Raw genomic sequence first — 18,839 nt, 5'->3', positions numbered from 1 at the left:
GACATGGGGGGTGAACATCAGAATCCATTGAAAACAATGGCTTGGCGTTGGCACCCTACTTGCTAAATCTCCACTGCAACCGTGGAGAACGCCATGAAAGCCAGCGATATCCAGGCCCTGCTCGACGAGCCGGCCTGCAGTCACAACACGAAAGAGAAGTCCGGATGTGCCCGCCCCAAGCCGGGTGCGGCGGCCGGTGGCTGTTCGTTTGACGGCGCACAGATCGCCCTGCTGCCCATTGCCGACGTGGCGCACATCGTCCACGGCCCCATCGCATGTGCCGGCTCCAGCTGGGACAACCGGGGCACCCGCTCCTCCGGCCCGCAGCTCTATCGCATCGGGATGACCACCGACCTGTCCGAGACCGACGTGGTCATGGGGCGCGGCGAGAAGCGGCTGTTTCACGCCATCAAGCAGGCCATCGAGAGCTACGCGCCGGCGGCGGTGTTCGTCTACAACACCTGCGTGACCGCGCTGATCGGTGACGATGTGGAGGCCGCCTGCCGAGCCGCCACCGAGCGCTGGGGCGTGCCGGTGGTGCCGGTGGATGCCGCCGGCTTCTACGGCACCAAGAATCTGGGCAACCGCATCGCCGGCGAGGCCATGTTCAAGTACGTGGTCGGTACCGCCGAGCCCGAGCCGGCACCGCCGCGCATCGACGGGCGCCCCACCTACGACGTGAACCTGATCGGCGAATACAACATCGCCGGCGAGTTCTGGCATGTGCATCCGCTTTTCGACGAGCTGGGCTACCGCATTCTGTGCACCCTGTCGGGGGATGCCCGTTTCCGCGAAGTGCAGACCATGCACAAGGCCGACGCCACCATGGTGGTGTGCGCCAAGGCCTTGCTCAACGTGGCGCGCAAGCTCAAGGACAACCATGGCGTGCCCTTCTTCGAGGGCAGCTTCTACGGCATCGAGGACATGAACGCCGCCCTGCGCGGCTTTGCGGAGCTGATCGGTGACGAAGACCTCAAGACCCGCACCGAGATCGTCATCGCCCGCGAGACGGCCGCGGCCATGGCGGCGCTCGAACCCTGGCGGCCCCTGCTCAAGGACAAGCGCGTGCTGCTCTACACCGGCGGTGTGAAGAGCTGGTCCATCGTCTCGGCCCTGCAGGATCTGGGCATGAAGGTGGTGGCCACCGGGACCAAGAAGTCCACCGAAGAAGACAAGGCGCGCATCCGCGAGATCATGGGCGACGACACCAAGATGATCGAGGACGGCAGCCCCAAGGCCCTGCTCGATGTCTATCGCGAATACAAGGCCGACATCCTCATTGCCGGGGGCCGCAATCTCTACACCGCCCTGAAGGCCAAGATTCCCTTCCTCGACATCAACCAGGAGCGGGAATTCGCCTACGCCGGTTACGCCGGCATGGCCGAGCTGGCGCGCCAGCTGGCGCTTTCCATGAACAGCCCGGTGTGGGAGGCGGTCCGCCGTCCTGCGCCCTGGGGCCAGGGCACCAGTGGCGCCCTGATGAGCGCGTGAGGCACGAACATGGCTGACATCATCCCCACCAAGAAAGCGCTGGCGGTCAATCCGCTCAAGGTGAGCCAGCCCGTGGGCGCCTCGCTGGCCTTCCTCGGGCTCGGTCGCTCGATGCCGCTGATGCACGGCTCGCAAGGCTGCACCGCCTTCGGCAAGGTGTTTTTCGTGCGCCACTTCCGCGAGCCGATCCCCTTGCAGACGACGGCCATGGATCAGGTCTCCACGATTCTGGGTGCCGACGACAACGTGGTGCAGGCCCTGCACACGCTGGCCTCGAAAACCCGGCCGGATGTGATCGGGCTGGTGACCACGGGCCTGTCCGAGACCCAGGGCACGGACATCCATCGCAGCGTGCGCGAGTTTCGCAGCCAGTTTCCGGAGTTCGATGACGTGACCGTGGTGCCGGTGAACACGCCGGACTATGTGGGCTGTTTCGAGTCGGGCTTTGCGCTGGCGGTGGAGGCGATCATCGACACCCTGGTGCCGACGAGCAACCTGGCCGGCAAGCGCCCCAAGCAGGTCAATGTGCTGGCCTCGTCCATGCTCACCCCCGGTGATGTCGAAGCGATCCGCGAATGGATCGAAGCCTTCGGCATGCGTGCCGTGGTGTTGCCCGATGTGGGCGACTCGCTCGACGGGCACCTCACCGACCAGGCCTTCCAGCCGCATGCCCCCTACACCCTGGGCGGCACGCCGCGCGCCGAGATCACGGCCATGGGCGAGTCGGCCGCCACGCTGGTGATCGGTCCGTCGCTCTACAAGGCGGCCGACCGGCTGCGTGAGCGCACCGGCGTGCCCGACTACCGTTTTGACGGACTGATGGGGCTGGACACCTGCGATGCCTTCACTCTGGCCCTGGCGGAGATTTCCGGCAAACCGGTGCCGGCACGTATCGACCGCCATCGTGCCCAGTTGCAGGACGCCATGGTCGACGCGCATTTCATGCTCGGCTTCGCCCGTGTGGGTGTGGCCGCCGACCCCGACCTGCTCAGCCAGATCACCCGCTTCATGACCGGTATGGGCGCCGAGATTGTCGGCGCCGTCAGCCCCGCCAAGGGCCCGGCCCTGGCCGACCTGCCGGTCGACCAGGTGCTGGTCGGTGATCTGGAAGATCTCGAAAAGGCGGCGCGCAAGGGCGGTGCCCAGTTCCTCATGACCAATTCCCATGGCGCCGAGACCGCGCACCGGCTCGACGTTCCACTCATGCGCATCGGCTTTCCCCAGTACGACCTGGTGGGCGGCTATGCACGCACCTGGGTGGGCTATCGCGGCTCGCGCCAGGCCCTGTTCGACCTCGCGAACCTCATCCTGGGGGCACACCATGAAATCGAAGCCTATCGATCCATCTACCGCGCGTCCGAAGGCGCAGGAGAAACCCATGGCGAACCGGCGACTGCAGCTGGCGTGGTCCATTAAGGAGGAACCGGCCGTGACGATTCGAGTTGCTTTTGCTTCCACCGACCGGGAGCGCGTCAATCAGCACTTCGGCTCGGCCGAAGCCTTTGCCATCTACGACGTGGAGCCCGGCAAGGCCAACCTCGTCGGCTATGGCGAGTTTGCCGCCGAAGCCCAGGACGGTAACGAGGACAAGCTGGCCGCCAAGATCGGCTTTCTGGACGGTTGCCAGGCGGTGTACGTGATGGCCGTGGGGGCCTCCGCGATCAAGCAGTGTCTGGCCCGTGGCATACAGCCCATCCGCTGCGATGAGGTGGACGAGATCCGCATCCTGCTCGAAGAGCTGTCCACCGCCATGCGCGAGGGCGGCACCCCCTGGGTGGACAAGGCCATCGCGGCGCAGAACCGGTCCGAAGACCGATTCGCGGACATGGCCGACGAAGGGTGGGATGGATGAATGCACGTCTATCACACCCCGGCATTGTCCAGGCCATCGAGGGGCGCGAGGCGCTCGTGGTGGTGGACACGGGCGGCTGCAGCGCGTGTGGGCACGGGAGCAGTTGCGGGGTCGGTCAGGTCGCCAAAGGCCTGCCCGCCACCGTGCTCCGGGTGCCTGCGACGCGCCAGCTGCGACCAGGCGAGCACGTGACGGTGAGTGTGCCGGTGCGCGCGCTCACCCTTCAGGCCCTGCTCGGCTACGTATGGCCGGCCATCGGGCTCATGGTCGGGGCCGGCATCGGCAATGCCACCGGCTCGGACACCACCGCCATCGTCGGTGCCGTGGGCGGTTTCCTCGGCGCCATGACCATCGGACGTGTCGCCCTGCGGGTGATTCCTGCCCTGCGGGTGACACCCCGATTGGACGATTGAAACGCATTTCAACTTTTGTGAAGGAGCAACACCATGACTGACGTGGTCGCAGACGATCCGATCCTCGAGACGGATTTCATCAAGGAAATGTCGCGCCAGATGCGCGCCCTGGACACCTATGGCACCTATGCCGGCTACTCCATCGAGAAGCTGCTCGACCCGTTCGTGCTCACCAAGGAGAAGAAGGCCGATATCCCCATCGTGGGCGACCCTGACGAAGAGACCCTGGCGCGCGTGAAGTGCTTCTACAACGCCATTGCCGTGCTCATCGAGAAAGAGTGCCGTCAGCTGGCCGTGCCGCTCATCCATCTGACGCATGAAGGGTTCGGCCGTGCGCTGATCACCGTGGGTTACCTGGTGGTGATCGACAAGACCCTGCGCGATGTGCATCGCTTCGGCTTCCCGACCCTGTCCAAGATGAAGGACGAGGCCGACAAGCTGCTGTCGATCGCCATCGAGCGTATCGGCAAGCACCCGGACGTGGCCGGCATGTAACGAAGGGGCGCCGCTCCCTCTCCTTCAAGGGGAGGGTGGGGATGGGGTTTTCGCCCGGGAATCACTGATGAGACCCATCCCCCACCCGACCTCCCCTGGAAGGGGGAGGCGCAAGCGGCGAACGCATCAACAACCGATCAAAGGAGTCATCCAATGACCGACGAAGAACTCAAGGCGCTCGAGAAAGAGGTCAAGAAGCTCAAGCGCATCTCCGCCGAAAAGGCCTCCGAACTGCACGATCTCGTTGAAGATCGCCTGCCGGCGGCCTACGACGATATCCCCGTCATCGCCCAGACCACCTACGATGCCTGCAAGGCATGGGCCGATGCCAACGCGCGCCTGCAGGCGGCGCTGAGTGAAGTGGCGAGCTGATCATGATTACCGGACTGACCCGTGGCGGCGAGGCGTGGACCCCCACCTTCGTGGATGCCCTCAACCAGGAAAAGTGCATCGGCTGTGGCCGGTGCTACAAGGTGTGCCCGCGCAACGTGCTCGACCTCGTGGAGCGTGAGCTCGACGATGACGACGAGGACGAAGACGACGACAACATGATGGTCATGGCCATCGCCAACGGCGCCGACTGTATCGGCTGTGGCTCCTGTGGTCGCGTCTGCCCGAAGGACTGTTACACCTACACCTCGGCCTGATGGACGTGCCCTCTCCCCAGGTGGGTGCGGCGGTCTGCGAGGCCATCCGTACGCAGGTGGCCAGGCTCGGCCTGTCCATCGGTGACGAGCCGAGCTGGGCGGCTGTGCAGCTGAGCGAAAAGACCGATCCCTTCTCGAAGGAATCGTCCCTGATCGCCACCTGGCGCGGTAGCGCACGCTACGGCACCGCCACCTTCTTTGCCGATGGCCGGGTGTTCGCCGAATACCAGGTGCTGCAGCCGCATCCGCGGCTGGCGGGCCAGTTCGTCGAGGCGGTTCAGGTGTGGGGCACGCCCGACGCCCTGCGCGGTGACGTGGTGCTCATGGAGATGCCCGCCTGACCATGTCGCTCACGCCCCGCCTGATCCTGCTGCACAAGCAGAAGACCAGCGCCATGGTGCGCTTCCTGTGCCTGCCCGACGGCCTGCTGGCCTTCGAGCCCATGCCGCCCGAGGCCAGCCTTCGTGACGAAGACTGGTCGTCTCCGGTGGACATCCACCCGGCGGCGCATGCGCGGGCGGCCGCGGTGCGCCTGGGCTTGCCCGAATCGGCGGTGGAAGCCGAAGGCGAGTTTCGCGCCTGGGTGGCCACGGCCGAGGGCGATGTGCCCGTGCTCATGGGCTTCTTCGCCCTGGAAGACCCGCCCTTCGAGGCGGCTGGCCACGCTGGCGGGCGCTTCATCAACATGATGGACGCGCGCCGCCTCTCGACGCTGGATCAGCAACTGATCCGTCGCGCCTACGAGCACGTGCTCGGTTAGATCGCCGGCATGCCGATGAAGCCCGGCAGCGCCTTGATGCGTTCGATCCAGGCGCGGATGTTCGGGTACGGCGCCAGATCCACACCGCCCTCATGCGACAGTGCCACGTAGGGCATCACCGCGCAGTCGGCAATGGTCGGGCGACCGTTGGCCAGCCAGTCATGCGCGCTCAGATGCGCATCGATCAGCGGCAGGACGCGGTCCGCGCGGCGCAGGGCGTCGGCCTTGTCCAGCGCGTAGCCGAACTTGTCCACCAGGCGCGCGGCGCCGGGGCCGTTCTGCACTTCATTGGCCGAGGTGGACAGCCACTGGGCGATGTTTGCCTGGCCGAGGGCTTCGGCGGGCCACCAGTCGGTCTTGCCGAATTTGCTGGCCAGGTAGATGAGAATGGCCTGCGAGTCGCGCAGCACCACGTCTGCATCTTCGAGGACGGGCACCTGACCCCACGGATTCAGTTCGATCAAGGGCGCGCGCTTGTGCTCGCCGCCCGGCAAGTCGACCGGCGTCACGGTGAGCGGAATCTGCGTCAGCGCCGCAAACAGGCGCACCTTGTAGCAATTGCCCGACAGTTCCAGATCATAGAGTTTCATGGGGTCTCCTCCGTGGTTGAAGGCCCCGTACGGGGCGAAATGTATTGGTTGCAGTTCCAGTCGAAGGCGTGCACGTCGAGCACCATCACGCGTTCGAAGGGCTGGCCGTGGGGTACGGCGAGGCGGTCGAGCAGGTCGAAGTCCGCCACCTCCCGATCGACCACGCGGATCTCGGCCAGCACCTTGAGCCGCCGGCGCGCGTTGTAATCGACCATGATCAGCGCCGCCCGGGGCGAGTGCTGCAGGTTGCCGACGCTGATGTACTGCCGGTTGCCCGGGTAGTCGGCAAAGGCCAGCGTGTGAGCGTCGATCACGCGCAGGAAGCCCGTGGCGCCGCCCCGGTGCTGCACATGGGGCCAACCGGTCTCGCTCACAGTGGCCAGGTAGAAGCTGTCGCGCGCCGCGATGAAGCTGCGCTCCCGTTCGCCCAGCACCACGGGATCGGCAGGCGTTGCCGCGTCGGGCAGGGTCAGGCGGTGTCCGTTGTAGGTTTCCTGCACGCGCTGAACCGAGCGGGTGTAGGTCAATCGGGCGAAATGGGCAGGCATGGCGCTCTCCGGGACTCGGGCACCACCATCATCATTGCTCAGTGATCCAGAATAAATGCCATGATCTGCATTTGATTACTCCGCAAATCGCACTAATTGGCGCCCTATGGACAAGCTCAAAGCCATGACCGTGTTCGTCGGCATCGTCGAAGCCGGCAGCCTGACCGCCGCGGCTGAACGCGCCGGCAGCTCGCTGGCCTCGGTGGTGCGCCAGCTGGCGGCGCTCGAACACACGCTGGGCGTACGCCTCATCAATCGCACGACCCGGCGCATGGCGCTCACCGACGAAGGCCGGGCGTATTTCGAGCGTTGCCGACGGCTGCTGGCCGACATCGACGACATGGAGCACGCGCTCACCGATCGGGAGCAAGCCCCGGCCGGCCGTTTGCTGATCACCGCGCCGGTCATGTTCGGGCGCCTGCATGTGGCGCCCATCGTCAGCGACTTTCTGGCCGCGTTTCCGGGCATGCGCGCCGAGCTGATCCTGCTCGACCGGGTGGTCGACCTGCTCGACGAAGGCTTCGATCTGGCGGTGCGCATCGGGTCGTTGCCCGACTCATCGCTGGTCGCCGCCCGGCTGGGGGAGACACGCCGCGTGCTCTGCGCCAGTCCGGGCTATCTCCAGCGCCACGGAGTGCCGACGGTGCCGGGCGATCTGGCGGCTCAGCGCGGCCAGCATCAGATGGTCGGCTTCGCCCGCTTTGGCGCCATGGGCGAGTGGGTCTTTCAGCAGAACAACCAGCGGGAGCGGATCGCCCTGCAGGAGCGCTTTGCCACCAATCAGGTCCCCGTGGCGCTCGACGCCTGCCTGAAGGGCCTGGGCATTGGCCGCTTCCTCGGCTACCAGGTGGCCGACGCCCTGGCGGATGGCCGTCTCGTGTCGGTGCTGGATGACTGGATGCCACCGCCCGAGCCGGTGCACCTGCTCATGCCCTCGGGCCGCCTCATGTCGTCGCGTGTGCGCGCATTCGTGAACTGGGCGTCGCCCCATCTGCGCGCCGCAATCTCCGCCCGCAACGCAGGGCCTGCGACGGCGGATTGAGCGAGCCGATACGGGCGCTGGACCGTCTACAGCAACGGCATCGGCCATCAGGAACACGACCGCCAAGTGCGAATTGCTCGAGGACATCATGGTGTTGAAGGCGAAGGTGCTGGTGGGGGAGTCTTTGAGGGGGCGGTGAGGATGGGTGAGTCGCGGCAATCGACCCGCCGAGGATAACGGGGCTCGCTAGAGGCCAGGTTGCGCCTCATTGCGGACGTTTAACGCAGAGTGAAGAGGCGACGACAGCCGCCCCGCTTGCCGGTCGAGTTAGCCACGACGCATGCTAAATATGAACTCACCTAAGCGCTCCTGTCCCTGGATTCGCGGCATGTCGTCGACACGACCGCTGATGTTTGTTCCATCAAGATGCCAGCGTAGGTGCTCCCTCCACCACGCCGGGAGATCAGAGCCAGTGCACGCGATGACTTCGTTTGCAAAGTCTGGAGCAAACGAGGGGCATGACATTCCTGGGCGCCACCAGTGAATATCAGGCATTGCAAAAACACCATCACGCACGGGAATTGACCAAACAAACAACTTCCCATTCTTTTGACGAAGCAACATCAGCTTCGATGGTGACTGATTGTTTGAAACCGGGTTTTCGACAATTTTGAACTGCTCAGGGGCCAGGCTTGGAACCTTGATCCTTGGAAGCGCCGCGATGGCCTGCTCACTCGGTGAAAGAGATGAGAAGAAAGGTGCTAACGCGAGCAGCAGCCCTGCTGTCAGCAATACCGCGAAAAGGCGCACCAAGGCGGTTCGGTTCATCGTGGCGAACGCTCGTATTCAGCTGCGCGAGTCTTCGAGCGTCCGCTGGAACATAGTGTGAGCGGAGGCTCCCGTCCTGTCATAGAAAGAAAGCACGAGTTCTTTACCCTCATTGTCGTCTAGCAACAGACCGTGGCTCCTAAAAGTGCATGGCGCACCTGAAGCAATGAGACCATCACCCAGATAACCAAAGAGCGCTGGGCGACCTGCTTCTGCGGCTTGCTTAAGCACTACTGCTGCCATGTTTGTTTGCTCTTGGGTTGGGTGGCTTGAGTGAACAAAGGGTAGCCACGACAACCAAGGTACGCGCTTGTGCGTGACATGAACCTTGAGCACTGAACATGCCTCGAGTCCGACGAGTGTTCTTTCGGCAGCAAAGGTGAATGAATACTCTCCGTCGTTGCCGGTAAAGTCACTTACCTTCCCCGATACGTAATCACCGCCAGCAAATACCAAGGACGGAAGCAACGCCGAAAATGCAATGATGCATTTCATTTCTTTACCGCTAACGAATGAAAGGGACTTCCCCGTCCCGGTAGTGCGGGCGAAGCCGCACTCGGCATCGGGTGCCATGATGGGAATAGCGGTTCTCATCAATCACGCAGGAGGGGAAGTCCATGACCATTATTGTCCTTCGAATCGATCTGGCCAAGAGCGTATTCGCTTTGCATGGGGTGGGTCAATCAGGCAGGCCGGAGCTGGTGCGTCCCCGGGTGGCGCGAGCGCAGCTGATTGATCTGGTCGCCTCTTTGCCACCGTGCCTGATCGGCATGGAAGCGTGCTCCGGTGCGCATCACTGGGCACGGCAGTTCGAGAAGCTCGGTCATACCGTGCGATTGATGGCCCCCAAGTTTGTCGCCCCTTATCGGCTCAGCGGCCGGCGCGGTAAAAACGACGCGGCGGATGCGGCGGCCATCTGCGAAGCGGTGCAACGCCCTCACATGCGCTTCGTGCCGGTGAAGAACGAACAGCAGTAAAGCGTGCTGTGCCCGCACCGCACGCGCCAGGGCTTTGTCACCGAGCGCACCGCTACCTACAACCGCATCCGTGGGCTGATCAGCGAGTTCGGCATCGTCTTGCCGCTGAAGGTCGAGCGGCTACGCATTCAGATCCGCCCTCACATCGATGCGCTGCCCGACTGGGCCCGGCGCTGCGTTACCGACCTGCTTGAACACGCCACCGATCTGGAACGCCGTATCGACGAATACGACCGCATCCTCAAGCAAATGGCCCGAGATGATGCCCAAGCTCGCGCACTGATGACACTGCCCGGTATCGGCCCGGCCACCGCTGGCGCGCTGGTGGCCACCATCGGCAATGGTCACGATTTCAAGAACGGCCGCCAGGTGGCTGCCTGGCTCGGCCTCGTGCCCGGTCAGTACAGCAGTGGGGGCAAGACGCGACTGGGGCGCATCACCAAAGCCGGTGATGCCTACCTGCGATCATTGCTGATGATGGGGGCCAGAGCCATCCTGGCAGGACTTGGTGACAAGCAGGATCGCTTCAGCCGATGGGCGCGTGCGTTGGTGGAGCGACGCGGCTACTGGAAAGCGGCGGTGGCCATTGCGGCCAAGAACGCGCGACTGGTCTGGGCGCTCTTGCACTACGGGGAGCAGTTCCGGCTCAGCACGACCGACCATTGAGACAGACGAACAACAGCAGTTTCCGGCAGGACGACACAGCGTTGATGTGAAGCGGGTTGGACCCGCGTGGGGTGTACCTGTTGAGCTTAAGGGGTGTGAAACACAGAGCCCGGCTAACGAATGAGGCCCCTACGCGCGTCTTTCATCAGGGTCCGGGCCATTGAGTCCCAACATGACCGGTTGTAGTCACGCAGTCCATCAGCTTCAAGCAAGCGCCGTGTCGATTCGAAAACGGAGAATCAGATGACTTGAACCGATGCTTGATATTCGGGGGGAAGCCCTTGTAGACAGCTCAGCCAACGGCGAAAAGCACAGCTTTTTGACGGTCGGATGAAGCGACTGATTATACAAAATACAAAATTTAAAGACGTTTATGAATATATAAATGTAATCAATAAAAGGGTGAGCAAGAGAGTCCAAATGATCACGAGCTCGCCAACTTTTTTCGCTTTCTTTGGATCAAGCTTAAAAGCTTTTCCTAAGATCATGCCCAGCAGGGCCGCCACCAGATCGCCAATTGAGATTGCTGCAGCTTCAAGAAATGTCACGAGCTTCTCGCGTATAACGATTTACATAAGGGGCGCGGCGCGAAGCGCAGCGTCCCAGCGAACGAAAGTGAGCGAACTTGGTGTGATTGTTAGCCATGTTGCTCAGCTCTCATAAGGGCTGTTGAAAACCGTAATTGGGTTAGAGATGAAAATACTTCGCGCAAAGACCAGAGCGTCACTGGAGGCTGGCTGGTTAGAGAGAATTGCCAAATATGAGTACGGTATTCGGTAGCAAAATACGACAAGCGTGTCACTAGAGACTCGAAATATCCACCAATCCTCGAAACCTCCGAAGGTTCGGGACTCATCATATTCGACGAACGTTGGACTGCCGAGAACCGAACGGCAGTTCGATGCAGAGACATCAGGAATTTCTCCGAGATGCCACAGCCGGCCGGTTAGATCATCGAATGTTGCAGGAACGGGAAAGCTCGTGCGCATGGCTAACGACCAACATAAGGGGCGCGGCGCGAAGCGCAGCGTCCCAGCCCGAAGGGCGGCTTGATGTGATTGTTAGGCATCGCCGGTCAGTACCTTAATAAACGCCAGCTTCGCCTCTGCCCTGAGACGACCGATTTGGTTTGCATCAAACGCCGAGGAACCAACATCAACTGAAAATGGCGTATGCGTTGGCTCATGGACCAGCTTGATGAAGCTACGGTTTTCCATTGAACCTAATTCACGTTCAGGCACAACCCCTTTCCATGGGTACGGGACTTCAACGATTCGAATATCAACCATCTTGGCGTCAGGGATAAGCTTCATGGCAAAGATGCCCAACGTCGAAATTCACCGGCGCTGCGCGGTTTTATCGCGCAGCGTCCGGTGGAATGAATTGTTGGGCGTCAGTGACGACCCCGGAATTGCTGATTGCATCTTGAAAAGCTGAGCCAGCAGCGACGGTGTAGCACTTTGGACTGGAATCCGTAGCGTTGAATGAGCCTCCGATTACGCGCACGGTTGTTTCAACGCAATGCAATTCCAACCTTTCAAGTAGTCCAGTGATGCCGTTCAGAACAGCGGAAGAATACTCACGTGGTATCTCTTCCGAAGATACTTCCCACGAAAAGGACAACATCTGCGAACTTGATGGCTCGACCACGAGCACAACATGCCCATATACATCGCGTGATGACGCCTGCCGAATAAAGCGGCCCTCGGTTCTAGTTCGCTCACGAAATCGAAGAATATTCATGACGCCCAACGCCGTTGTAAAAGGCGCGGCGAATGCCGCGTCCAGTGGGGCATAGCGGAACGGTTTTTACAACCTTGTTATAAATCATTTGGTCGGAGACTCTTGGGCCTCTGGATTACCACCTTGCGAAAGATATGACTCCCACAAAAATTGCGCCCCAGAAGCAAATGCGTTGCCAACACCGTTTAGTGTACCAAACAGGTAGCCTTCATATTTTTCTAGCTTGATTGATAGCTCACACCCTGAGTCTCCAGGCACCGACCAAAAAGCTTCGTCGTTCTCTGAAGCTAAAAACTTATCTTCAAATGAAGCGAAGTCACCTACTTGATACGAAGCTTCGATTATGGAACAAAGCTTGGGCAATATGTATTCCCAATCCGGTAGGAAAACCGTGTAACTCTGTCGCTGATCCATTTATCGTTCTGATTTATAACGGTTGACGTAACCGGCCTGTGCAAGCGAGGCGAAGCCACGCTTGCACAGGTCCGTGTTGACGGAAATGTTATGCGGCGCACTCAGCGGGACGAAGGTAGCCACTTGATTTGTTCCCTCATAAACACGCCTTGCCACTTGCTTGTCCCGTCTGGCAGGACGCACTCAATTTCATAGCCCGCCGGCTCTCCGGCGACGGTATGGACCATTAGAACGGCTCCAACTTCGCCTACTGCGGCCTGCGGCACATCAGAATTGCAAGATACGACCTGAACCACATCAAGCTCTTCAATTGACTTGAAGCAGCCGAAACAAAGCACGCCGCCATTGCTTTCTTCATTCCGCAGCGCATCCACGGCTTCTCCGGAAGTAACCCGAAGGTGAAACGTCTCGCCGCACCTAGCGCAGGTCGTGTAGGCCATACGGAGCTATCGACGCATAACGTTGTAGGTAAGGGGCGCGCCGCTTGCGTCGCGTCCAGCGGAGGCCGCAGGCCGTAGCGACCTTGACTGATGGGATGGACTCCCCCGTCGTTGTGGCGCCCAATGGCACCAACCGGTCGTCATTGGCGTGGGGATCGGTAATCACCGAGGAGGAGTCCAACATGAATGCTACGACCATTTCCGTTGATCTTGCCAAGAGTGTATTCCAGATTGCCGTGGCCAATGACAAATGGGAAGCCATTGAATCACACCGCCTGACCCGCAGTCAGTTCGAGCGCTGGTTTGCCAATCGTGCCGTTCGCCTCGTCATCATGGAGGCTTGCGGCTCAGCCCATCACTGGGCGCGCTGGCTTGGCGCTCAAGGCATCGAAGTCCGTTTATTGCCGGCCGCCTATGTACGTGCCTACGTCCGGCGTAACAAGACCGATGCGGCCGATGCCCGCGCCCTGCTCGAAGCGGCCCGGGCTTCCGACATCTGCCCGGTGCAGATCAAGTCGGTCGAGCAGCAAGCATTGCAGTCACTGCACCGCACCCGTTCGCTCTGGATGGGTACGAGCACCTCGCGCATCAACGCGCTACGCGGCTTTTGTCGCGAGTTCGGCCTGGGCATCCCTCAAGGCGCCCGCACCGGCATCGAAGCCATCAGCCGCGCCGTGGCCGATCCGGCCAGCGCCTTGCCCGAGCTGATTCGAGAGCCTGTTCGACAGTTGCTTGAAGAGATTCGCCTGCTTGAGGCACGGATCGCCCAGATCGAACAACAATTGAGCCAATGCGCACGACAGAGTGCTTCATGCCAGGCGCTGCTATCTGTGCCGGGCATCGGGCTGCTCACAGCCACCGCCATGGTGGCCGCCACGGGTGGGCATGTGAGTCACTTCAAGGACGCACGGCACTTCGCCAGTTGGTTCGGCCTCACACCCAAGGAGTACTCCTCCGGTTCGACCCGGCATCTGGGGCGTATCTCCAAGCGGGGTGACAAATATCTGCGCATGCTGCTCACCCACGGCGCCCGAGCCAGTCTCAGAGCAGCCACCGTCTCACTTCAGGCCGGCAGGCAGATCGACACGCTCAGGCAATGGGCGCTTCAGGTGCAACAACGCGCCTGCCACAACAAGGCCGCCTGCGCCCTGGCCAACAAGATGGCCCGCATCTGCTACGCAGTGCTCAGAGACGGCGTGCCCTATGAATCGAACACCATCAGCGAGCAACGAAAAATGAACCGCGCCACCTTCGTCACCGCGCACTGAACCGTTTCAACCACCACCACTTGCCACAAGACTGATCGCCCATCATGGCCAACCGGATCACACCGACGGGAACCGACGCCGATAACTCTTCCGGCAGCTTGCCTGCCGTTTGTACCGATTGGCGCATTCCCGGCAGATTCCATGACGGCACGGGCCAAAGCGAGCCCAATCAAGATGCCGGATATACGACTGCAAGTGATTTATCCGATTCAACCAGACTGTCGATCAGACTTGATTTGTGGGGGAGTCCATATACGCCCTGTTAGGCCGTAGTTTTCCACGCAAAATGAATGAATTCATTCTCATACTCCGCTATGGCTGAAACGAAGAACTCTGTCCTCATGGAATACATGAGCAGCGCGCCTAGAAATATCTGCCCACTTACCAACGGAAGCATCGGTGGGGCAATAAGACTGCTGCAATGTGTTGCTACCAAGTCGTTAAATGGTTGTTCACCGATTGGCTCGAAATAGGCGCCTGACAAGTAACTATGCAGATATGACTCTCGCCCACGCCAGTTATCGGCAAGCTCTGCGGCAAGCCAAAAGTGTACTCCGTTGTCTCCTTGTGTTTTCGGAGAGCGCGTAATGCGGATTGATTCCTCACCATCAGGAACTTGAAACGCGTACTGCGGGTAGCAAATGTAGTAGAGCCCCCGATATGCCCCAAGGTGTTGGAGGCGGTTGCCTTCAATTTGTACCAATTGGTCATAGTCAGTGCGACAGAACATAAACGGCCTAACTATAAGTAGACGTCCTAAACGACGGAAAACTTTCCGTCGTCACTCTTATGGCATGTTTGTATTTGGATGAAAAGGCTTTAGTTTTCAACGGTCGCGTTCCATTTAGTGCCTCCTAAACCGCGAAGGCAATCCCGTCAGCGCACGGGGCTCAGGCTCGTGTTGGGCACTATCCCAAAAACGCCCGCGAAGGGCCTTACGCCGAACGATGTCTCATAGTGCCTCGGCACCACCTGCGGCGCAATGCTCAATGGTTATTTGGCCCTGCATTCGAATGTCCTGTACCCATCTGAGCTTGCGGTTGGCATGCTGCTGAGCGAGGGGCAGCTTCGAATCAGACGTCAACGCGTGATCTCGAACGGCGGCTTCTGCTCGATATACGACCACCCTTCGTTCCAGGGCGGGTGCGCAACGCGTCATCCGCCACGTGCAGGCTCGCAATACCGGATACCGCGGATGATGCCTTCGGGTCATCCGACATGCGCATATGCCCCAGGCCCCGTCTTGGCGTGAATGCCTGCCCGAAGCCGTCACGACACCGGCGGCAATACCTCCGCTTCAATCCCCATCCGTTCCAGCATCGCCGCTTTCTCAGTCTTCACATAGGGGTGGTAACAGTCAGCCGGTTGCGCCCCGAGATGACCCACGCAGGCATTGCAATCCACGCAACGCGGGCCCCTTGTTTGATCGCGTGTATGCGCGAAGAAGAACGGGTCGGCGAGGAAGGGGCGGCCGGCCGAGACGGCATCGCACAGGCCACGTTCAAGGGCGTCGGTCATCGCGGCGCGGGTGCGAAAGCCCCCCAGGCAGATGACCGGGATCGACAGGCGGGACTTGAAGCTCGGGGTGTAGTCGAGGTTGAAGCCTTCGCGGCCCTTCCAGAGCCAGTTGCTCATCAGCGCCACGAAGGGGCGGAAGAGGCGCATGCCGTGGCGGCGGAAGAAGGGCAGGTGCGCCATGCTGCCCTGGACCATGGCCCGCAGGCAGTGCTCGAAGGTGCCGCGCACCATGGGGAAGCCGGATTCGTAGTGGCCGACCGAGACCTCGACCGCATCGACACCGGCCGCTTCGAAGATGCGCGCGGCCTCGACCAGGGCGTGGGTCTTGAGGCCCCGGCGCAGCCACAGGTCGTCATGGCCGTTCATCTTGATGATGACCGGGAAGTCCGGCCCCACTTCTGCGCGGATTGCCGCGAGCACCTCGCAGCCGAAGCGGGTGCGGGCCTCGAGCTCACCGCCGTAGCGGTCGCCGCGGCGATTGGTGTAGGGGGTGAGGAACTGGCTGAGCAGGTAGCCGTTGGCCGAGTGCATCTGCACGCCGTCGAAACCAGCGGCCTTGCAGCGACGCGCCGCGGCGCCGAAGTCGGCGACGATGGTGGCGATCTCGGCTTCGGTGAGCGCGCGGGGTTGGGTGCCGGTGAGCAGGTCCTTGCGGTCGGAGGGTGAGACCACATCGGTGGCCCCGACGAAATCGGGGATCACCTGCCGGCCACAGTGGTTGAGCTGGGCGAAGATGTGCCCGCCGTGGGCATGAACCTTGTCGGTGATGCGCTTGAGCCCGGGAATCTTGTCGTCATGGTCGGCCCCGACCTGGCGCGGCGCCGACTTGCCCTGCCGGCTCACGTAGATGTTGCCGGTGATGATCAGCGGCGTATCGCCCATGGCGAGCAGGCGATAAAAGGCCACCAGCGCGTCGGTGACGAAGCCGTCGGCGGTGGCGCGGGTTTCGGCGGTGGCCGTCTTGAACAGCCGCGCCGGTAGTTCGAGCGTGCCAATGCGGATGGGTGAGAAAAGCAGGTCCTGGTCGGGTGTCATCTATCCGTCCTCCACGTTGCGGTCGCTCACCATGCAGCAACACGTGGGTGTATTGATGCCGGCTCGGGGGGCGTCGGCGCAATGCCGTGTGTCACTCCTGGTTTTAGTTGATTGGAGTGGGCGGTGCGCCTAAGACGCTGGCGGCGGTGGGAGCGCAGCATGTGGCTAACGGCTTGAACGGACGCGAACGCCGTCTCGGCGCGGGTGGAAAAACTGCTTTGGAATCAGATGCCTGTCCGAAAGAGGCATTCAGACCACGGGGTCGCTCGACGTCCGCAGGCAGAAGCGCTCGCCAGTCGTCAGAAAGTCTCAGCGCACCCCGGATCGGACTTCTAGAATTCGAAGCGTTCCAGACGCATGCCCGAAGCTGTGTGTCTGCACGTCGGCGCAACAGGGACACACGGCCTCCGGGTCACTCGGGCGCGGATGGTGCGCCGGAATGTTGGAGGTGTGCAGCCATGAATTCGACGTACGACATGGTGGTGCGGGGCGGTCAGGTCGTGGACGGGCAAGGTGGCGAGGCGCGGATTGCCGATGTCGCCATCAAGGATGGCCGGGTGGCGGCGGTCGGTGTGGTCAGCGGCCACGGGCGCGAGGAGATCGATGCGCGGGGGCAGGTCGTGACCCCGGGTTTCGTGGACATCCATACGCATTTCGATGGGCAGGTGACCTGGGAACAGCGGCTGGTGCCGTCATCGTCCCACGGGGTGACCACGGTGGTCATGGGCAACTGCGGGGTGGGTTTTGCGCCCTGTCGCGCGGACGAGCACGATCTGCTGATCCGTTTGATGGAAGGCGTCGAGGACATCCCCCATCCGGTGCTGGTCGATGGCTTGCCCTGGCGCTGGGAGACCTACCCGGAATACCTCGATTTCCTCTCCGACCGGCAGTTCGACATGGATGTGTGCAGCCAGATGCCCCATGCGGCGCTGCGGGTGTACGTCATGGGGCAGCGAGGGGCCGACCGGGCGCCCGCCACGGCAGCCGATTGCCGGCAGATGGCGGCGCTGGTGCGCGAGGGGATGGCGGCGGGCGCACTCGGTCTGAGCACCTCGCGTACCTTCTTCCACCGCTCCAGCGACGGTAAATCGACCCCCAGTTTCGAGGCCGCCGAAGATGAACTCATGGCCCTGGCTGACGCGCCGCGCCGGGCGCCCCCTGTCGGTTTCGCTGCTCGAAGGTGGCTACGGCCCCATGACGCTGCGCTGGCACGAGGTGCTTGATTGGGCTGCGCGCTCGGAGGAGGCCGGTCCGCCGATTCGCGCCCAGGTGCTCAGTCGTGCCATCGGCGTGATGCTCGGCCACGACCTGACGCTGAACACCTTCTACACCACCCCGACCTACATGTCGCTGTCGGACCTGCCCTTCGACGAAAAGATCCGCACGCTGCGCCGGCCCGAAGTGCGCGAGCGCATCCTGTCCGAGGCGGCGGACCCGGACCCGACCATCGTGCTCGGGCGCCTCGCGCGCGAATTCCACCACATGTTCCAGTTGGGCGACCCGCCCGACTACGAGCAGCCATCTTCGCAGAGCATCGAGGAACGGGCCCGACGCCTTGGCGTCCGGCCCGAGGCGCTGGCCTACGACCTGATGCTCGAAGACGACGGTCGCGCCATGCTCTACGTCACCCTGTGCAACTACGAACACGGCTCTCTCGACACCTCTCTGGCGATGATGCGCCACCCCGGGGCGGTGCTCGGTCTGGGCGATGCCGGCGCCCACTGCGGCACGATCTGCGACGGCAGCTTTCCGACCTTCATGCTCACCTACTGGGTGCGTGACCGCAGCCGTGGCGAGCGCCTCAGCCTGGGCGAAGCGGTGCGCATGCTGTCGCGGGACACCGCACGCGCCGTCGGACTGAACGATCGCGGCATTCTGGCGCCGGGCTACAAGGCCGACATGAACGTGATCGACCTTGAGCAGCTGCACCTCTACGCGCCGGAGGTGACGCGTGACCTGCCCAGTGCCGGGCGGCGCCTGGTGCAACGCTCGGCGGGCTACACCGCGACAATCGTCAGTGGCCGGGTGGTTCATCGCAACGGTCAGCTCACGGACGCGCTTCCGGGGCGATTGGTGCGCGGTCCGCAAACGGTGCGCGCAGCGGCGTGACCCCCGCGCTGGTGGCGGCCCGGGCCATGGACGTACCGGGCGATCCGGTCCGTCGGCCGCCCG

General features: G+C 62.1%; 21 protein-coding genes and 2 pseudogenes. 13 read left to right on the top strand and 10 right to left on the bottom strand.

Features of this window, described 5'->3' with window-relative positions; all coding sequences use genetic code 11:
- Nucleotides 1-93: 93 nt before the first annotated feature.
- The 9 genes from nifE to J0W34_RS20615 all read left to right on the top strand — a co-directional run bounded on the left by nifE (nt 94) and on the right by J0W34_RS20615 (nt 5,658).
- Nucleotides 94-1,491, top strand: coding sequence for a nitrogenase iron-molybdenum cofactor biosynthesis protein NifE (gene nifE, locus J0W34_RS20655; protein ID WP_230970043.1), 1,398 nt, complete (start codon nt 94-96; stop codon nt 1,489-1,491).
- A gap of 9 nt (nt 1,492-1,500) precedes the next feature.
- Nucleotides 1,501-2,907, top strand: coding sequence for a nitrogenase iron-molybdenum cofactor biosynthesis protein NifN (gene nifN / locus J0W34_RS20650; protein WP_230970042.1), 1,407 nt, complete (start codon nt 1,501-1,503; stop codon nt 2,905-2,907).
- Entirely contained in the window at nt 2,870-3,343 is a 474-nt protein-coding gene (locus J0W34_RS20645; protein ID WP_230970041.1) for a NifB/NifX family molybdenum-iron cluster-binding protein, read from the top strand. The genes nifN and J0W34_RS20645 overlap by 38 nt, the downstream gene beginning before the upstream one ends.
- The gene (locus J0W34_RS20640) at nt 3,340-3,756 is read left to right on the top strand and encodes a SoxR reducing system RseC family protein (protein ID WP_230970040.1); all 417 of its coding nucleotides are present in this window, start codon (nt 3,340-3,342) and stop codon (nt 3,754-3,756) included. Before J0W34_RS20645 ends, J0W34_RS20640 begins: the two co-directional genes overlap by 4 nt.
- 33 nt (nt 3,757-3,789) lie before the next feature.
- Nucleotides 3,790-4,251 carry a NifX-associated nitrogen fixation protein gene (locus tag J0W34_RS20635; RefSeq protein ID WP_230970039.1) on the top strand — a complete coding sequence of 154 codons (462 nt, stop codon included), beginning with the start codon at nt 3,790-3,792 and terminating at the stop codon, nt 4,249-4,251.
- A gap of 153 nt (nt 4,252-4,404) precedes the next feature.
- Nucleotides 4,405-4,623 carry a CCE_0567 family metalloprotein gene (locus J0W34_RS20630; protein ID WP_227818172.1) on the top strand — a complete coding sequence of 73 codons (219 nt, stop codon included), beginning with the start codon at nt 4,405-4,407 and terminating at the stop codon, nt 4,621-4,623.
- Between the two features lie 2 nt (nt 4,624-4,625).
- Nucleotides 4,626-4,898, top strand: a complete 273-nt coding sequence (fdxB, locus tag J0W34_RS20625; protein WP_227818173.1) for a ferredoxin III, nif-specific — start codon at nt 4,626-4,628, stop codon at nt 4,896-4,898.
- Nucleotides 4,899-4,903: 5 nt separating this feature from the next.
- Complete coding sequence (locus J0W34_RS20620) at nt 4,904-5,239, top strand: hypothetical protein (RefSeq protein WP_230970038.1); 336 nt, start codon at nt 4,904-4,906, stop codon at nt 5,237-5,239.
- A gap of 2 nt (nt 5,240-5,241) precedes the next feature.
- A complete protein-coding gene (locus tag J0W34_RS20615) occupies nt 5,242-5,658 on the top strand; it encodes a hypothetical protein (protein WP_227818175.1) in 417 nt (138 codons plus the stop codon).
- On the opposite strand, the gene J0W34_RS20610 is transcribed toward J0W34_RS20615, so the two are convergent.
- Together J0W34_RS20610 and J0W34_RS20605 are read right to left on the bottom strand one after the other, a co-directional pair.
- A complete protein-coding gene (locus tag J0W34_RS20610; RefSeq protein ID WP_230970037.1) occupies nt 5,655-6,248 on the bottom strand; it encodes a glutathione S-transferase family protein in 594 nt (197 codons plus the stop codon). The genes J0W34_RS20615 and J0W34_RS20610 overlap by 4 nt on opposite strands.
- A complete protein-coding gene (locus J0W34_RS20605; protein WP_230970036.1) occupies nt 6,245-6,796 on the bottom strand; it encodes a pyridoxamine 5'-phosphate oxidase family protein in 552 nt (183 codons plus the stop codon). Before J0W34_RS20605 ends, J0W34_RS20610 begins: the two co-directional genes overlap by 4 nt.
- 106 nt (nt 6,797-6,902) lie before the next feature.
- On the opposite strand from J0W34_RS20605, the gene J0W34_RS20600 reads away from it, so the two are divergent.
- Complete coding sequence (locus J0W34_RS20600) at nt 6,903-7,838, top strand: LysR family transcriptional regulator (RefSeq protein WP_230970035.1); 936 nt, start codon at nt 6,903-6,905, stop codon at nt 7,836-7,838.
- Nucleotides 7,839-8,105: 267 nt separating this feature from the next.
- Here J0W34_RS20600 and J0W34_RS20595 read toward each other — a convergent pair whose 3' ends face one another.
- Together J0W34_RS20595 and J0W34_RS20590 are read right to left on the bottom strand one after the other, a co-directional pair.
- Nucleotides 8,106-8,606 carry a hypothetical protein gene (locus J0W34_RS20595; RefSeq protein ID WP_230970034.1) on the bottom strand — a complete coding sequence of 167 codons (501 nt, stop codon included), beginning with the start codon at nt 8,604-8,606 and terminating at the stop codon, nt 8,106-8,108.
- An 18-nt stretch (nt 8,607-8,624) separates the two neighbouring features.
- Entirely contained in the window at nt 8,625-9,200 is a 576-nt protein-coding gene (locus tag J0W34_RS20590; protein ID WP_230970033.1) for a hypothetical protein, read from the bottom strand.
- A gap of 23 nt (nt 9,201-9,223) precedes the next feature.
- On the opposite strand from J0W34_RS20590, the pseudogene J0W34_RS20585 reads away from it, so the two are divergent.
- Nucleotides 9,224-10,249, top strand: a pseudogene (locus J0W34_RS20585) (IS110 family RNA-guided transposase).
- A gap of 371 nt (nt 10,250-10,620) precedes the next feature.
- Here the strand turns inward: J0W34_RS20585 and J0W34_RS20580 are convergent.
- From J0W34_RS20580 to J0W34_RS20565, 5 genes are all read right to left on the bottom strand, one after another.
- Entirely contained in the window at nt 10,621-10,797 is a 177-nt protein-coding gene (locus tag J0W34_RS20580) for a hypothetical protein (RefSeq protein ID WP_227818181.1), read from the bottom strand.
- 513 nt (nt 10,798-11,310) lie between these two features.
- The gene (locus J0W34_RS20575; protein ID WP_230970032.1) at nt 11,311-11,562 is read right to left on the bottom strand and encodes a hypothetical protein; all 252 of its coding nucleotides are present in this window, start codon (nt 11,560-11,562) and stop codon (nt 11,311-11,313) included.
- Nucleotides 11,563-11,605: 43 nt separating this feature from the next.
- The gene (locus J0W34_RS22345) at nt 11,606-11,992 is read right to left on the bottom strand and encodes a hypothetical protein (RefSeq protein WP_227818183.1); all 387 of its coding nucleotides are present in this window, start codon (nt 11,990-11,992) and stop codon (nt 11,606-11,608) included.
- A gap of 84 nt (nt 11,993-12,076) precedes the next feature.
- Complete coding sequence (locus J0W34_RS20570; RefSeq protein WP_227818184.1) at nt 12,077-12,406, bottom strand: hypothetical protein; 330 nt, start codon at nt 12,404-12,406, stop codon at nt 12,077-12,079.
- Nucleotides 12,407-12,507: 101 nt separating this feature from the next.
- Complete coding sequence (locus J0W34_RS20565) at nt 12,508-12,780, bottom strand: hypothetical protein (protein WP_230970031.1); 273 nt, start codon at nt 12,778-12,780, stop codon at nt 12,508-12,510.
- Between the two features lie 248 nt (nt 12,781-13,028).
- Here J0W34_RS20565 and J0W34_RS20560 point away from each other — a divergent pair, with 248 nt between their 5' ends.
- Nucleotides 13,029-14,114 carry an IS110 family RNA-guided transposase gene (locus J0W34_RS20560; RefSeq protein ID WP_230970030.1) on the top strand — a complete coding sequence of 362 codons (1,086 nt, stop codon included), beginning with the start codon at nt 13,029-13,031 and terminating at the stop codon, nt 14,112-14,114.
- Nucleotides 14,115-15,383: 1,269 nt separating this feature from the next.
- Here J0W34_RS20560 and J0W34_RS20555 read toward each other — a convergent pair.
- Nucleotides 15,384-16,667: an NADH:flavin oxidoreductase gene (locus J0W34_RS20555; protein ID WP_230970029.1), complete on the bottom strand. Its 1,284-nt coding sequence runs from the start codon at nt 16,665-16,667 to the stop codon at nt 15,384-15,386.
- 458 nt (nt 16,668-17,125) lie between these two features.
- Here J0W34_RS20555 and J0W34_RS20550 point away from each other — a divergent pair.
- Nucleotides 17,126-18,776, top strand: a pseudogene (locus tag J0W34_RS20550) (N-acyl-D-amino-acid deacylase family protein).
- Nucleotides 18,777-18,839: the final 63 nt, after the last annotated feature.

It is taken from the genome of Nitrogeniibacter aestuarii, from assembly GCF_017309585.1.
GTDB lineage: Bacteria > Pseudomonadota > Gammaproteobacteria > Burkholderiales > Rhodocyclaceae > Nitrogeniibacter > Nitrogeniibacter aestuarii.
This window is presented reverse-complemented; position numbering and strand designations above follow the sequence as displayed.

Excerpts from the sequence above, each read along its gene's own strand:
- J0W34_RS20560 (WP_230970030.1), top strand. The coding sequence starts at position 13,029 with ATGAATGCTACGACCATTTCCGTTGATCTTGCCAAGAGTGTATTCCAG.
- J0W34_RS20555 (WP_230970029.1), bottom strand. The coding sequence starts at position 16,667 with ATGACACCCGACCAGGACCTGCTTTTCTCACCCATCCGCATTGGCACG.
- J0W34_RS20635 (WP_230970039.1), top strand. The coding sequence starts at position 3,790 with ATGACTGACGTGGTCGCAGACGATCCGATCCTCGAGACGGATTTCATC.
- nifN (WP_230970042.1), top strand. The coding sequence starts at position 1,501 with ATGGCTGACATCATCCCCACCAAGAAAGCGCTGGCGGTCAATCCGCTC.
- J0W34_RS20630 (WP_227818172.1), top strand. The coding sequence starts at position 4,405 with ATGACCGACGAAGAACTCAAGGCGCTCGAGAAAGAGGTCAAGAAGCTC.
- fdxB (WP_227818173.1), top strand. The coding sequence starts at position 4,626 with ATGATTACCGGACTGACCCGTGGCGGCGAGGCGTGGACCCCCACCTTC.
- J0W34_RS20590 (WP_230970033.1), bottom strand. The coding sequence starts at position 9,200 with ATGAGAACCGCTATTCCCATCATGGCACCCGATGCCGAGTGCGGCTTC.
- nifE (WP_230970043.1), top strand. The coding sequence starts at position 94 with ATGAAAGCCAGCGATATCCAGGCCCTGCTCGACGAGCCGGCCTGCAGT.
- J0W34_RS22345 (WP_227818183.1), bottom strand. The coding sequence starts at position 11,992 with ATGAATATTCTTCGATTTCGTGAGCGAACTAGAACCGAGGGCCGCTTT.
- J0W34_RS20615 (WP_227818175.1), top strand. The coding sequence starts at position 5,242 with ATGTCGCTCACGCCCCGCCTGATCCTGCTGCACAAGCAGAAGACCAGC.
- J0W34_RS20575 (WP_230970032.1), bottom strand. The coding sequence starts at position 11,562 with ATGAAGCTTATCCCTGACGCCAAGATGGTTGATATTCGAATCGTTGAA.
- J0W34_RS20595 (WP_230970034.1), bottom strand. The coding sequence starts at position 8,606 with ATGAACCGAACCGCCTTGGTGCGCCTTTTCGCGGTATTGCTGACAGCA.
- J0W34_RS20570 (WP_227818184.1), bottom strand. The coding sequence starts at position 12,406 with ATGGATCAGCGACAGAGTTACACGGTTTTCCTACCGGATTGGGAATAC.
- J0W34_RS20610 (WP_230970037.1), bottom strand. The coding sequence starts at position 6,248 with ATGAAACTCTATGATCTGGAACTGTCGGGCAATTGCTACAAGGTGCGC.
- J0W34_RS20640 (WP_230970040.1), top strand. The coding sequence starts at position 3,340 with ATGAATGCACGTCTATCACACCCCGGCATTGTCCAGGCCATCGAGGGG.
- J0W34_RS20645 (WP_230970041.1), top strand. The coding sequence starts at position 2,870 with ATGGCGAACCGGCGACTGCAGCTGGCGTGGTCCATTAAGGAGGAACCG.
- J0W34_RS20600 (WP_230970035.1), top strand. The coding sequence starts at position 6,903 with ATGGACAAGCTCAAAGCCATGACCGTGTTCGTCGGCATCGTCGAAGCC.
- J0W34_RS20605 (WP_230970036.1), bottom strand. The coding sequence starts at position 6,796 with ATGCCTGCCCATTTCGCCCGATTGACCTACACCCGCTCGGTTCAGCGC.